We start from the raw sequence: 13,730 nt of genomic DNA on the forward strand, positions 1-13,730 counted from the left end.
TCCGGCGACGCTCGGGAATCAGGCCGGGCTCCACCTCCGCTCCTGGCCACCCCACCATCGTGGGGCCATGACCTGTGAGACAGAGATTGTGGATTCCCCGGTGGCCGCCCCGCTGCCTCCGGCACCGGACCTCCTGGCGCAGCGGCCCGCGTGGACCGCGGTGGAGAGCGCCGACGTCCCCGGCGGACGGCTGGAGCACGCCACCATCGAGGCCCCCCTCGACTACGCGCGCCCCGACGGACCGCGCATCACGCTCGCCCTGAGCCGGATCCGGGCCACCGACCCCGCACGTCGCAGGGGCATTCTGCTCTCCCTGAACGGCGGCCCCGGCGGCGACAACGGCACCGGCCGCGGGCTCCCCGCCCGGCTGACCGCGGCGACCCCGCTGGGCGAGGTGTACGACCTGATCGGCTTCGACCCGCGCGGCACGGGTGAGTCCACGCGGCTGGAGGGCGAGGACAGCCCGATGACGGTGGCCTTCGACTCCCGGCCGCCGGACTCCGTCTTCGAGGCGCTCGCACACGACATGCGCGAGCGTGAGCAGGGCTGCCTGCGGGCCGGTGGCGACCTCCGCCCACATGTGTCCACCCGGAACAACGCCCGCGACATGGACCTCATCCGCGCGGTGCTCGGCGAGGAGAAGCTGACCTTCGTCGGCTGGGCGTACGGGACCCTGCTGGGCGCCGTGTACGGCACGATGTTCGGCGACCGGCTGGACCGCAGTGTCCTGGACTCCTCGGTGCACCCCGACTGGGACTGGCGCGCCCAGTTCAGGTCCCAGGCGGAGGCGAGCCGCGAGAACGTGGACGCCTGGGCCCGGTGGGCCGGTGAGCGGCCGTCCGCCTTCGGTCTGGGGACCGGTGCGGACGCGGTGATCGACTCCGTGGAGCGGGCCGCCGCCGCGCTGGTCGCACTGCCCGGGGGCATCACGCTGCGAACCTCCTTCGACACCCTGGTGGGGACGCTCGCCGCCGACCGTGCGCGCTGGGACCGGCTCGGCCACCTGGTTGCGGAGCTGACGGACACGGCCGGGTCCGGCGACGCGGCCAAGGCCGGCGAGCTGCTGTCCGGGCAGTCCGTGTGGCGTCCGGGCCGTCCCGCGGGTACGCGCCGCGAGGCGGTGCTGGAGGCCGTCACCTGCGAGACCGACTGGCCGGCCGACCCGGCGGAGTACCACGCCGGAATGCGGGACTTCCGGGACCGCTGCCCGTACGGCCTCGGCGTGATGCGGGCGCAGCCATGGGTGGGGACCTTCCGTACGTTCACGCCGCCGGAGCCCGCCACCCGCATCCGGCACACCGGATATCCGACCGGCCTCGTCGTGCAGGCGGACGGTGACCCGCTGGACCACCACGAGGGCGGCCGGGTCATGGCGCAGCGCCTCGGCCACCGCCTGATCCGGGTGATCGACTCGGGCTCCCACGAGGTGTACGCCCTGGGGGGCAACAGCGCCGTCGACGAGCACGTCAACCGCTACCTGCTCGACGGAACCCTGCCGCCCGGCACCGAGACCCAGGTGCCCGGCGTGGCCCGTCCGGCTGTTCCCGCGGGCTGATCCGGACGGCCGGATGCCTGACAGTCCTGACCGGCGGGTGCGTACGAGTACGGGGCAGGGCCTGAACGACGGGGCGCCCGGGACGGAAGTCGTCCCGGGCGCCCCGTCGTTCAGGCGAGCGTTCCGGCTGTTCGGGACTGTCGTCCCCGTCGGCCACGGGCGCCTGGGCCGGCCGCCGCGGTGTCGGTCCGGTCCCGGCGCATCGGCCTGGAGCCCTGCCGGTCACGGCATTGCGCCCCCGGACGGGCCGGAATCCTGGGCCTGTCCGGGGGCTGCGCCGCGCTTCAGGCACGGCGGTCACGGATCGGGTCAGCAGGATCCGGGGGTGGTGTCGACCCGCTTGACGTTGACGGTCGCGTTGGCGGACAGGAGGTAGGTGCCCTGCGCGTCGTAGATCTTGGAGACGCCCGAGCTGCTGACGGTCGCGACGTTCTGCGTGGCCTTCTGGTTGACGTCGACGAATCCGGTCACCGGACCCTCCGCCTCGCGCAGGATCTCCAGCACGCGGTAGGAGAAGGTGTCGGTGCCGGTCGGCCACCACACGCCCATGCCCTGGCCGCCGCCGGTCGAGCCGTCACCCGAGCCCAGGCAGACCATGCCGCTGGTGTGGAAGGACAGGGTGATGTTGCCGGATCCGTTGGCGTGCTCCACCGTTCCCTGCCACCGGCCGACGGGCGTGGAGGCCGACGTGGCGGAAGCGGCGGAGGCCGGTGCGGTGGCGGCGGGCCGGGCACCGGCTACGGCGGGAACAGCCAGGGCTACGGACGCGGCCAGGGCGGTGGCACAGAAGACACGGCCCACCCGGCGGGTGATGCGCTTGTCCGCTCGCCTGTCTATTCGCGTGATCATGGGAGGTTCCTCTCATCGGTGTAGATGCCATGGGGACCGGCGTGCGGTGCGGTCCGGTGCGCGGCTTCGGTCCCGCGCGCGGTTGAATCGAGGCAGTGCGCGCGGTGACCGGGCGCAGTGCGGTGGTTGATGGGCGCGGTGGGTGCGGTGGGTGCGTGGACCGACCGGGCGCGGTACGCGTATCGACCGGGACCGGTACGTGTATCGATCCCTGCGGTGCGTGTGTCGATCCCTGCGGTGCACGTGTCGATCCCTGCGGTGCGCGGTGCCGGTCAGCCCAGTGCGCGGTTGAACAGCCTGAGTTCGCGGGCCAGCACCTCGGGCCGCTCCAGCGCCGGGAAGTGCCCGCCGTCCGGAAGGTCCTGCCAGTAGCGCAGGTCGGTGAAGCGTTCGCGGGCCCAGGCCCGCGGCATCCAGGCGTCCTTGGGGAAGACCGAGCAGCCGGTCGGTACGTCCGTGGCCCGCATCGGCTCGTCCGTGAAGCTCTCCCAGAACAGTCGGCCCGACGAGGCCCCGGTGTTGGTGAACCAGTACATGGAGACGATGTCCAGCAGCCGGTCGCGGCCGATGGCCTTGTCGAGGTCACCCTCGTGGTCGACCCACTCCCAGAACCGGTCGAGGATCCAGGCGAGCTGACCGGCCGGTGAGTCGGCGAGCCCGTAGCCGAGCGCCTGTGGGCGGGTGGACTGGATGGCGGCGTATCCCGAGCGGTTCTTGCCGAAGCTCTGCATGCGCGCCATGGCGGCCCGGTCCCGCTCGTCCAGCTCGACGGAGTGCTCCGGCGGCCGGGCCAGCGGCATCGTCAGGTGGATGCCACGCAGGTGCGCGGCATCGGTGCTGCCGAGCGCCGCGGAGACCCAGGAACCCCAGTCGCCGCCGTGGGCCACGTACTGGTCGTAGCCGAGCCGTGCCATGAGCGCGGCCCAGGCCTCGGCGGTCCGCTGCACGGTCCAGCCGGTTCCGGTCGGCCGGTCGCCGAAGCCGTGGCCGGGCAGGGACGGGCAGATGACGTGGAAGGCGTCGGCCGGGTCCGGCGGGTCGGTGAGCAGCTGGATCAGGTCGAGGTACTCCACGATCGAGCTGGGCCAGCCGTGGGTGAGCAGCAGCGGTACGGCGCCCGGGTGGGGCGAGCGCACGTGCACGAAGTGGATCCGCAGCCCGTCGATCTCGGTGGTGAACTGCGGGAAGGTGTTCAGCCGGGCCTCGGTCGACCGCCAGTCGTATCCGTCGGCCCAGTACCGGCACAGGTCCTGGACGGTCTCCAGTCTCGACCCCTGGGACCAGTCGTCCACGGTCTCCCGGTCCGGCCAGCGTGTGCTGTGCAGCCGGGCGCGTAGATCGTCGAGATCCGCCTGCGCGACTTCTGCCCGATAGGGCTCAATGACTGAACTCACCCCGTGTCCTCCCTACTGGCTCGTTTCATTCGCTCCGACGCTAGGGACGGCCGCTACAGAACTGGTCGAGTGCCGGACAGCTCCGGGAATCCGGCCGGTTCTCGCCCTGTGGTGTCGCCGGGACGGTGCGGCGGGAACCGGTCGGACCGGTGACGCCGCGCGGTGCGCTGTTCGACCGTTACTCCAGTACGGACTGCGACCGTGCACGGGCTTCACCCCGGCATATCCGCCATTCGGAAGGAATCGCTGTGATCACGTTCATCAACCGATTCGAAGTCACCGGGCCGATCGAGGAGTTCGAGGCCGCGTTCGAGGAGACCTCGGCGTTCTTCGCCGCCCAGCCCGGCTTCGTCGGGCACCGCATGCTGAAGCACCTGAACGCACCGGGCCGGTATGTGAACGTGGCCGACTGGACGGACGAGGAGTCCTTCCGCCGCGCGCTCGGCCGGCCGGAGTTCGCCGTCCACCGCACGGCCCTGCAGAAGCTCGGCAGCAGCGAGCCGAACATCTACACGCCGCTGCTCGAACGCGTCGCGCACTGAGCCCACCGCTGCGGCCTCGGCGGCCAGACCCGCACGGCGACAAGCCCTGCGGTCGTGGCCGCCGACAGTGCGTCCTGCCCCGCCCGGATGCCCCGGGTCACCCCTTGCCGCGCCCACCGTGCCGGACGGCCGCGATCGAGACCTCGACGGTGCGCAGCGGGCTTCCGTCGCTTCCGGTCACGGTGGAGCGGCCCTCGCTGGTGAAGCCGTCCCCCTGCTGGACGGCACGCTGGTCGATGGCCACCCAGGCGACGCAGTCGCCGTGTTCGTCGTAGACGGGCTCGGAGAGCCTGAAGGCGAAGGCGCCGGGGCCGGTGGCCGTCCAGGTGCCGGCACCACCGGTGGCCATGAAGACCTGGCCGTCCGCGGTGAAGTGGAAGGTCTGCGTGAGGGTCCCCTGCGGCCTGGTGATCTGCGCCGACCATGCGCCCGCGGGTCCGCTCCGGTGCGTTGTCACTGACATGGCCGGACCATGCACGGTCCGCCTCGCGTCCGGGTCGAACCGGCGGCGGGAAGCACGCTCAGCCCACGCCCTCGTCCGCGAGGATCTCGCCGGTCACCTGCCGGGCGTTCGACGCCGTCGCCCGGTTCGCCGCCCGGTGGTACGAAAGCCCCTGGAACGCGATCGGCAGCGGCCGGCCGCGCCCCCGTACGGAAGTCACGCCGTGCCCCGGCCGACAGCAGGTACCACCCCGGCGATCAGGTCGCCCGCCGGGCCGGCCACGTCCATGCGGCCGATGTCGATGACCGCGCCCGGTCCGCCTCCCGACCGGCTCGACCGCCAGACCCGCGACTAGGGCAACTGCACGGCCGGCAGCGTCGTACGGGAGCGGCGTCGGCCTTCACCTCCTCGGCATGCATCCGGCCGGTGCAATCCGAGGAGGGCGCGGGCCGTCGGACGAAATCCGGTGGGCCGAACGTCCTCGCCGCGGGAGGATCGGTGCCCATGGCCCTCGTACTCCCGCCCCGCCTCACCGCTTCCGCACGCACCCTCCGCGACACCGCCCGACGGCGCGGCCTGCGAACCGTGCAACTGACGGACTTCCAGGTGCCCGAGACACTGCGCGACGGGGATGCGTACCTGCACGCCGGCCCGGCCTTCGCCGACGCCGTGGCTCCCGCGCTGGACATCGCGCTGCTGGAGGCGCCCGCCGACTGGCCGGCCCGGCTGCCCGCCGCGTTCGTCCGGCGCGAGATCCGTGCCGTGCCCATCCGTGAGGCGTACCGGCTGCGCCGCCCCGTCTTCGTCAAGTCGCCGAACGACAAGGGCATTCCGGCACTGGTGTACGCGGACGGATCCCGGCTGCCGGGGCCGGACGCGGTCGATCCGGAGACGGTGGTGCTGGTGAGCGATGTCATCACCTTCGAGGCGGAGTACCGGCTGTACCTGCTCGACGGACAGGTGCACACGGGCAGCCGCTACGCCGCATCGGGGCGCCTCCACCTGGGCCCGCTGTCCGCGGCGGCGCACGCGTTCGGTACGGAGCTGCTCGCTGCCGCCGGACACACCCTGCCGTCCGCGATCGTCGTCGACGCCGGACTCACCGACGCGGGGCAGTGGGCGGTCGTCGAGGCCAACGCCGCTTGGGCCAGTGGGAGTTATGCCTCGGATCCGGACCGCGCGCTGGATGTGGTGCTCCGGGCCGCCGGCCCTGCCGCACAACTGGCCGAGCGGGACCGCCCGTTCGTCCGTTGACCTCCCCTCCCCTGTTGCCCGTGGGGGTGCGTCCGGTATCTTGCATTACATGGTTCCTGGCAAGGCAAGGCATATGGACGGCGGGAGGGCCGCCGGCCGGCTCCGTGAGGGGGTCCGGGAATCGCACAGCGGACCACCGCGTCCCTCCTGCGCGTCGACCGGCACCGGCAGGGCGGCACCGGGCGAATTCAGCGCCCACCTGCCGCAGTTCCGCAACGCCGTCGATCACTTTCCCGCCGCAGACGCCCCTGGAGGCTCCGCATGAAGACCCGCGAAAACGCCCTCGTACGCGCCTACCTGGACACCGTCGAGCGAGAGGCGGCCACCCTTTCGCCCACGCGCAGGCAGGAGCTCCTCACCGATCTCACCGAGCACATCGCCGTCGCCCTGGCCGAATCCGGCACGGCCGACGACGCGGGGGTGCGGCGCGTGCTCGATCAGCTCGGGGATCCGCGAACGGTGGCCGAGTCGGCCCTGGCCGAAGAGGGGGCGGTCGCACCCGCACCGGCGGCCCCCGCACGGCGCGACCGGTCCGGGCTGATCATCCTGCTCCTGCTGCTCACCGCCCCGCTCATGGCGGCGAACTACTACCTCGGCCTCTTTGCCGCGATCGCCGGCATCTCCATGCTGTGGACCTCGCACCACTGGGAGGGCAGGCAGCGGGTGATCGGCACCCTGATTCCGGTCTCCACCCCGGTCACCGTGCTCCTCGGCGAGATCGTCGCGGGTCTCCTGCTGGAGGACCGGGGCACGCTCCTGGGCCTGGGCGTGGTCGTCGTCGTGGCGCTCGTACTGCCCGTCGTCGGGGCCGTCCACCTGGCGCGCACCGCCCGCCGCTGACTCCTCCGGAGCAAGGGCGCGTCAGCGGCAGGACGCCTTCAGCTGGGCTGCCGCATGGTGCGCGCCCACCAGCGCCGCGTCGCCCCAGTCCCTCCCCCGGTCGATCAGCTGCACGGCGAAGGTGTCGCCCTTGACCGGGTAGCTCCGCACGTCGACCGGAGCGCCCCGGTGCTCCGGCTGACGCACCGCGAAGCCCGTATAGGCGGAGTCCGCGTCATTCGGGTCGGAGAGCACCCGGTACACGGTGGGGCTGCCCGCCACGTCGCTCGCGCGGACGCTGCTCGGCACGAAGACGGTCAGCGCGCACTCGCTGAACCCGTCACCGAGGTGCCAGGTCCAGACGGCACTGCTGCCCCGGTCCTCGTCCGGGCTCCCGGACATCGGGACCGCGCTGAATCGTCCGTCGCACGAACTGTCCCTGAATCCACCCGACTCGACGGTGTACCAACCCGCGTCGCCGTTCTCGAAGCGGCCGTGCTCGACGTAGTCGCCCGTCGTGCAGCCGGGTCCCGCCCAGACCGCGTAACGGTAACCGCCGGTCCGTCCGGGCGGCTTCGCCGTCGCCTCCACCGGATCGTCCGGGCTCTCCGGGTCCCCGCCCCCGATCCGCGTCGGGGCTCCGCCGCCGATCGGCGCAGGCACGGCCCCGGCACGGCCGGCCGCCTCCGGACGCCCGCCCCCGTCGCCCGCGGCGAGCAGCGACACGACGGTCGCCAGACTGCCCACGGCCACGACGACTCCGGCCGCCAGCAGGGCCTTTCGCCTCCGGGGCAGGGTGGAGACCCGGCCCATCAGCGTCTCCTGCGCGATCCAGGAACCGCTCCCGCCGGCCGATCGCGCCACGGAACCGCACCGGGGACAGACCATGCCCGGCAGCTGACCCACGTGTTCGCCGTCGCAATGTTGGCACCTCATGGCAGCACACCCTGCCAGTGCCCGGCGCCCATCGGGAGAGTTCCCGCACTATTTGCCCGACGGACCGCCGGTCAGGATCCCGTCGGCGCATTCCGTCAACGCAGCCTGTCAGCACAGTCCGTCAGCGCAGTTCCTCCGGGCACGGTGTGCCCGGCTGCAGTTGGTAGGGCGCGGCCAGCCGGTAGACACCCGGCCGCGGTGCGAGCAGCTCGGTCCACTCGTCACCGTCCGGGTCCTCCTCCACCTTGATCAGGCAGCCGTGCGCGTTGGTGAAGTCCTTGGGGGCGTCCCCGTCCTCCTCCGAGCGCTTCTTGGAGGCCTCCGTCTCCTGCGGCCGCTCCACACTCTCGCCCTTGTCGTCCACGACGGCGAGCCAGCGCGAGTACGGAATCCGGATCAGCACCCGGCCCGCCGACCGCACCCGGATCGTCAGCTCGTCGTCACCGGCCCGCTCGACCGTCGCCGGCGGATCGGCGAGCGGCACCGGGTCCAGGACCCGGAACAGCTTCCAGTTGGCGTCGCTCCAGACCGGCCTCAGATACGGCTGGCCCTTCTCGACGAGCTCCGCCTCCCGAACCGCCCCGCTGGAGTCCGGCTTGCCCTTCGGCAGCACCACGTAGTGCACGGCCCAGCGGTCGAGCCACTCCCGGTAGTTCACGGGGTTCAGGGTGTCGTCGTAGAAGAGCGGGTTGCGCTTCATGTCGGCCTGCCGGTTCCAGCCGCGCGCCAGGTTGACGTACCCGGCGAGCGCCGAGGCCTCCCGGTGACTGCTGGCGGGTACCACCTCGACCCGGCCCCGTTCCGCCCCGGCCTTCTGCAGCTGGTTGACGAGGGGGGCCAGCTCACGGTTCCAGGATGCGGTGGGCGCGGTACGGACGATGTCGTCGACGCCCTTGAAGCCGATCCAGAAGTTCAGCCCGGCGAAGGCGATGACCAGCGCGTACCAGCGGCGGGTGCTCGGCGTCGTGTACGGGAGCGCGGCGAGCAGCACGACCCCGGCGAACAGCATCGCCATGCGCGACACGTTCGAGCCGATCTGCGAGTCGATCACGTACGTCAGCAGCGTCCCGACGCCGTACACCGCGGCGGCCGTGCGCACGGTGTACCAGTCCCGGGGTACGAGGACGAACACCAGGACGGAGAAGACGAACGGCAGGGACAGCGTCCCGAGCGACATCGGCTGCGTACCCGAGAAGGGGAACAGCCACGCGGACAGCACCACGACCACGACGGGGGGCAGGCCGATCGCGTACGCCCCGGGGCGCCGTTTGTTCAGGAAGAGCGCCGCGGCGACCACGCCGAGGAAGAGCCCGGCGACCGGGCTGCCCGCCGTCGCCAGTGCGGCGAGCGGCGCGGCGACGACGGCCTTCGCCCACCGCCTGTACCGCCACCGGTACGGCCAGCAGAAGACGGCCGCGACCGCCCCCAGCGCGAACATCATGCCGAGCCCGAACGTCACCCGCCCGGACAGGGCGTTGCACAGGTACGCGAAGGCCCCGGCGAGCGAGCACGCCAGAGGGTTACGGACGGTGGGCACCCGGACCAGGATCAGCGCGGTGAGCGCCGACGACACCGTACCGACGATCATCATCGTCGTACGGACGCCGAGCAGGGACATCAGATAGGGCGACACCACGCTGTACGAGACGGGGTGCATGCCCCCGTACCAGGCGAGGTTGTACGCGGTACCGGGGTGCCGGCCGACGAACTCGGCCCAGGCGTCCTGGGCGGCGATGTCGCCGCCGCTGTTCGCGAGGAAGAAGAACCAGAACAGGTGCACGGCCGCGGCGACCGCGGTCGTCAGCACCACCGGATGGCGCCACAGCCGGCGCCTCGGGGGCCGGCCCGTCCCGTCCCTGCCGCCGTCGGCCTGGGCCGGGATGCGGACGGGCACACTCGTGGACGTCACGCTGTCGTTCGCCCGTGTCGGCTCAGCGGTGGTCACTGCGACTCTCCCCGTCCTTGCCCGCGCCTGCCGAACCGTCGATGTACCGCACAGGCCTCATCCGTATGCGGGAGGACGCGCCCCGACGGCCTTCCGTTGCTTTCGGACGCTAGCACGCACGTTTTTCTCCGCGCTGCCCCCCGGCGGACGGTTCCGCGCCCACGGTGCGGGGGCGCGGAACCGTACCGGCCGACCGGACGCGGCAGGGCCCGGTCGGAGGTGCGGGTCAGGTGATGCGGGTCAGCCTGTCGCCGAAGGCCGGTTCCGTCATCTCACTCTGCAGGGCGACGGGAGCGGACACCTTTCCGGTGCCGGTGCCGACCGTCACCTCGCCCACGACCGTGCCGGCCTTCGCCGCGTGCTGGAGCGGCTCCCCGCCGTCGCCGAGGTCGAGCTCGACCTCGAGCCCGCCCCAGCCGACCGCCTTCAGGTCCTTGGTGGAGACCACCGGGGTGCGGCCGCCGAGCCCGTTGTCGACGTACCCGACGACCTGGCCCTTCTTGACGACGGTGGCGGATTCGACGCCCTTCTGGGCGGCCTGGATCAGCTTGAGGCTGTTCTGTATGGCCCGCTGCAGCTTGGCGTCGAGGGTTCCGTCCAGGTCGGCGCCCATCACCGCCCCGATGATCCGACGGCTCTTTCCGTCGATGACGGTGTCGGCCGTCCAGACCAGGTTGCCGCCGGCCGGGGTGGAGGAGCCGGTCTTGATTCCGCTCACCCCGGGCTCCAGGAGGATCACGTTGTTGTTGTAGATCGTCTTGCCGATGCCGGGGATGTCCGCCTGGGGCATGTTCACGATCTCGCGGAAGACATCGTTCTGCATGACCGCCTTGGCCAGCTTCAGCTGGTCCGCGGGCGTGGACCGGGTGGAGGACTCGAGACCGCTCGGGTCCGTGTACACGGACTTCGTCATCCCGAGGTCCTTGGCCGCCGCGTTCATCTTCCCGACGAAGGCGTCCACGGTCGTGGCGTCCCAACGGGCCAGCAGCCGGGCCACGTTGTTCCCCGAAGGGATCATCAGGAGCTGGAGCATCTGACGCTGCGTGTACTTCTGCCCCTCCTCGATCGGGGCCGTCGACTCGTCGGGACGGTCGGCCTCCTCGCCCGCCGTCTCGTCGACCACGATCTCCTCACCGTCCTGCCTGCCGGTGATCGGGTGGCCCTGGAGGATCACGTACGCGGTCATGATCTTCGCGACGCTCGCGATCGGCGCGGACTTCTCCGTGCCGTACGTGCCGATGGTGCCGACGCCCTCGACCTCGACGGCGCCCTGGCCCTCCGCGGGCCACGGCATGTCGAGCTTCTCGCCGTCGAAGGTGTACGTGGAGGCGACAGAGAGCGCCAGCGTGGGCTCGGGAAGCGGACGCATCGCCTGTGCGATCGCAAAGACGACCACCAGGAGGAGCACCAGAGGCGTCCAGATCTTGATCCGCCTGAACACCGTGCGGACCGGGGTCTGCGGGGGCGGCGGGGTGTTCGTCAGCTCGGCGAGCAGGTCGAGCGGCGGCTTGGGCGGCATGGGCTGCTGCCGGGTCCGCTCGGCCTCGACGAGTCCGGCCACGGGGTACGCGGGCATCGGGGACGCCTTGGGGGTGTCCGGCTTCGCCGTGACGTCCGGGGTGACCGTCGGACCGACCGGAGGCCCGCCGACCGCACCGGGCCGTATGTCGTCCGCCCGCAACGGTACGAACTTGCTGGTCCGCTCGGCGGGGGTCTCGGGGGTGGGCTTCGGTTCGGACTTGGCGTCGAGGTCGGACCGCGGGGGGAGCTTCAGCGCGGTGGTCGGGTGGTCGACCTGCTTCGGCCGCAGCGCCTTGAAGGCGGTGGTCGGCTGATCGACTCCTCGCTCGTCCCCTGCGGGCTTCGAGTCCTCGGGAGCGGGCTCGGGGGCGGCCCCGGTGGTGGGAGTCTCCGTACGGGACTTCGGCACCCGGGGCGCTTCGGAGGAGTCGGCGGAAGCGGGCTCGCTGTCCGCGGGCTCGTCGGCGGCCTTCGCGTCGGCGGTCTCGGCGGCATCGGATGCCTTGCCTGCCGGGGCTGCCTGGTCGGCCTGCTCATCGGCCTCGGGGTGCTCGTCGGCGTCCTCGGCAGGCTCGGGGTGCTCGTCGGCGTCCTCGGCAGGCTCGGCCTGGTCACGGGACTCGGACGGCGTGCCGGTCCCGGCGTCACCGTCCGTCCGCGGCTCGTCGCCGGGCTCGTCCTGTGCGCCGTCCTCGGCCTGCGTACCGGCTGCGGCGTCCGGGGCCGTACCGGCCTCAGGAGCGTCGTCGGGCTCGTCCTCGGCGGCGGAACCGGAAGCGGTCACGTCGACGGGTTCGGTGCCGGAGCCCTCTTCGGACTCGGCGTCAGCCCCGGAGCCCGAGGCGTCGCCCGACCCTGTGGTGGTCCCCGAAGCCGTCCCGGTGTCCGGCCGCGCCCGGGATCCGGAGTCAGAGTCGGGCTCGGGCTCGGGCTCGACGGCAGACTCGGCGGTGGACGGTACGTCCGGCGCGGGCGTCACGGCCTCGCTCCTCGTCGCCTCGTCCGCCTCGGTGGCCCCAGCGGGTCCCTCGGCCGCCCCACGGCCCGCGGAGCCCTCCTGAGGGGCCTCTGAGCCCTCCGTAGAGGCTTCGGGGCCCTCCGGCTCGCTGCCCGACGCGGCGGCGGCCTCGGCCCGGTCCGTGCCCGTTTCGCTTCCGGTGTCCTCGGACCCGCCCTCGGGAGCGTCCGACGACACCTCGTCCGGGCCGTCGGCCGTGTCCGCGGAGTACGGCGAACGGAAGACCGCCGTCGCGGTGTCCGTCACGGTGTCCGTCGTCCTGCCCGTCGTGCTTCCGGTGCCCGCCGCGGCGACCGGTTCGCGGAACACGGCGAAACGCGGATCGCGTTCCTCAGCCGTCCCCGACGACTTCCGCTGCTCCGACTTGTCGGGGGACTCGCCCGCCACCGATGCCTCCTTCATGCGCCGCGGGGACATGCCCGCACTGTCCGAACCATCTACCAGTGTCCTGTGTGAACCCTTGGCCGGGCTGCTAGACGAGAACGACATACCTAACGGTTCCCTCACAAAGCACCCAGGCACCCTCGACAGACCAATGTGAGAGGGGTCACCCTGTCATTCATCCACGCGGGGAGGCATGGATGGGCAGGAGCCGCAGAACAATTCCGGAGGAGCTTCTGTTGCTCGCTCTGGACCCGACCACGGGTACCACAGCGCAGCCGCAGTCGCTCGACCTCGGCCTGGCCGGGGCACAGCTAGTGGAGCTGGCTCTGGCAGGACGGATAGCCCCTGACGGGGATCGTATCGCCGTGGTGATGCCACGGCCGACAGGAGATCCGACTCTGGACTCCGCACTGGAACTGCTGCGCCGTCGCGGCAGCCCGGTTCGGGCCGTCCACTGGATTGGCGGGCCCCGATTGGGACTTCGCCAGATCTACCTCGCTCATCTGGAGCGGTGCGGCATGGTGCATGCCGTGGCGGGCCAGATGTGCGGAGTGCTGCCGACGACTCGCTACCAGGCGACGGACACGGCAATCAGCCGGGACATCAGAGCCCGGCTGGACAGTGCGATCCGCACCGGCGTACCGCCGGACCCGCGGACCGCGGCGCTCGCCGCACTGGCCCACGCGGTCGGACTCGGCAAGCACCTGTACCCCGGGAACGAGGGGCGCTCATCGCGCTCCCGGCTCCGGGACCTGATCAGACACGACCCGATGGGCGGTCTCGTGGCGCATGCCGTCATGGACGTCCAGAACGGCGTGGCCGTCCAGCCACGCCGTAATCAGCAGACGGCAGGCGTGCCGTTGCAGCCGCAAGCCCAAGCGCGTAGCGGCAGCATGGCGCACACCTCCGTCCACTGACCGCACGACCGCGCGGACAGTTGCGCGGAGCACCGAACACCGCCGCACCGTCGTCCCCATGACCCGGTTCGGGAGCCGCACCAGGCGCGGGGCAGCCGGATCCACCGGCTGCCCCGCGCTCTTGCGTGCCGTCGATTGCGTGTGGCCATTTCCC

The 13,730-nt window shown here is 71.9% G+C and carries 12 protein-coding genes; 5 read left to right on the plus strand and 7 right to left on the minus strand.

Going from position 1 to position 13,730, the window contains the following annotated elements; all coding sequences use genetic code 11:
* The first annotated feature begins 67 nt into the window (after window positions 1-67).
* Window positions 68-1,555: an alpha/beta fold hydrolase gene (locus OG524_RS15450; protein ID WP_405390246.1), complete on the plus strand. Its 1,488-nt coding sequence runs from the start codon at window positions 68-70 to the stop codon at window positions 1,553-1,555.
* Between the two features lie 309 nt (window positions 1,556-1,864).
* On the opposite strand, the gene OG524_RS15455 is transcribed toward OG524_RS15450, so the two are convergent.
* Both OG524_RS15455 and OG524_RS15460 read right to left on the minus strand, forming a co-directional pair.
* A complete protein-coding gene (locus OG524_RS15455) occupies window positions 1,865-2,404 on the minus strand; it encodes a hypothetical protein (RefSeq protein WP_405810684.1) in 540 nt (179 codons plus the stop codon).
* Window positions 2,405-2,676: 272 nt separating this feature from the next.
* Window positions 2,677-3,798, minus strand: coding sequence for an epoxide hydrolase family protein (locus OG524_RS15460; protein WP_405390244.1), 1,122 nt, complete (start codon window positions 3,796-3,798; stop codon window positions 2,677-2,679).
* A 248-nt stretch (window positions 3,799-4,046) separates the two neighbouring features.
* Here OG524_RS15460 and OG524_RS15465 point away from each other — a divergent pair, with 248 nt between their 5' ends.
* Window positions 4,047-4,340 carry an antibiotic biosynthesis monooxygenase family protein gene (locus OG524_RS15465; RefSeq protein ID WP_405390243.1) on the plus strand — a complete coding sequence of 98 codons (294 nt, stop codon included), beginning with the start codon at window positions 4,047-4,049 and terminating at the stop codon, window positions 4,338-4,340.
* 97 nt (window positions 4,341-4,437) lie between these two features.
* On the opposite strand, the gene OG524_RS15470 is transcribed toward OG524_RS15465, so the two are convergent.
* Complete coding sequence (locus OG524_RS15470; RefSeq protein WP_405390242.1) at window positions 4,438-4,803, minus strand: hypothetical protein; 366 nt, start codon at window positions 4,801-4,803, stop codon at window positions 4,438-4,440.
* A gap of 58 nt (window positions 4,804-4,861) precedes the next feature.
* The gene (locus OG524_RS15475; protein WP_405390240.1) at window positions 4,862-5,002 is read right to left on the minus strand and encodes a hypothetical protein; all 141 of its coding nucleotides are present in this window, start codon (window positions 5,000-5,002) and stop codon (window positions 4,862-4,864) included.
* A 284-nt stretch (window positions 5,003-5,286) separates the two neighbouring features.
* Here OG524_RS15475 and OG524_RS15480 point away from each other — a divergent pair, with 284 nt between their 5' ends.
* Entirely contained in the window at window positions 5,287-6,036 is a 750-nt protein-coding gene (locus OG524_RS15480; RefSeq protein WP_405390239.1) for an ATP-grasp domain-containing protein, read from the plus strand.
* Between the two features lie 261 nt (window positions 6,037-6,297).
* On the plus strand, window positions 6,298-6,876 hold the full coding sequence (locus tag OG524_RS15485; protein ID WP_405390238.1) for an HAAS signaling domain-containing protein: 579 nt from the start codon (window positions 6,298-6,300) through the stop codon (window positions 6,874-6,876).
* Between the two features lie 21 nt (window positions 6,877-6,897).
* On the opposite strand, the gene OG524_RS15490 is transcribed toward OG524_RS15485, so the two are convergent.
* The 3 genes from OG524_RS15490 to OG524_RS15500 all read right to left on the minus strand — a co-directional run bounded on the left by OG524_RS15490 (window position 6,898) and on the right by OG524_RS15500 (window position 12,692).
* A complete protein-coding gene (locus OG524_RS15490; RefSeq protein WP_405393185.1) occupies window positions 6,898-7,743 on the minus strand; it encodes an adhesin in 846 nt (281 codons plus the stop codon).
* 169 nt (window positions 7,744-7,912) lie between these two features.
* Entirely contained in the window at window positions 7,913-9,736 is a 1,824-nt protein-coding gene (locus tag OG524_RS15495) for an MFS transporter (protein ID WP_405390237.1), read from the minus strand.
* Window positions 9,737-9,962: 226 nt separating this feature from the next.
* Window positions 9,963-12,692, minus strand: a complete 2,730-nt coding sequence (locus OG524_RS15500; protein ID WP_405810688.1) for a D-alanyl-D-alanine carboxypeptidase — start codon at window positions 12,690-12,692, stop codon at window positions 9,963-9,965.
* 164 nt (window positions 12,693-12,856) lie between these two features.
* On the opposite strand from OG524_RS15500, the gene OG524_RS15505 reads away from it, so the two are divergent.
* A complete protein-coding gene (locus OG524_RS15505) occupies window positions 12,857-13,576 on the plus strand; it encodes a GPP34 family phosphoprotein (protein WP_405390235.1) in 720 nt (239 codons plus the stop codon).
* The last annotated feature ends 154 nt before the right edge of the window (window positions 13,577-13,730 follow it).

The sequence above is a fragment of the Streptomyces sp. NBC_01520 genome, from assembly GCF_045040375.1.
In the GTDB taxonomy this organism is placed as follows: domain Bacteria; phylum Actinomycetota; class Actinomycetes; order Streptomycetales; family Streptomycetaceae; genus Streptomyces.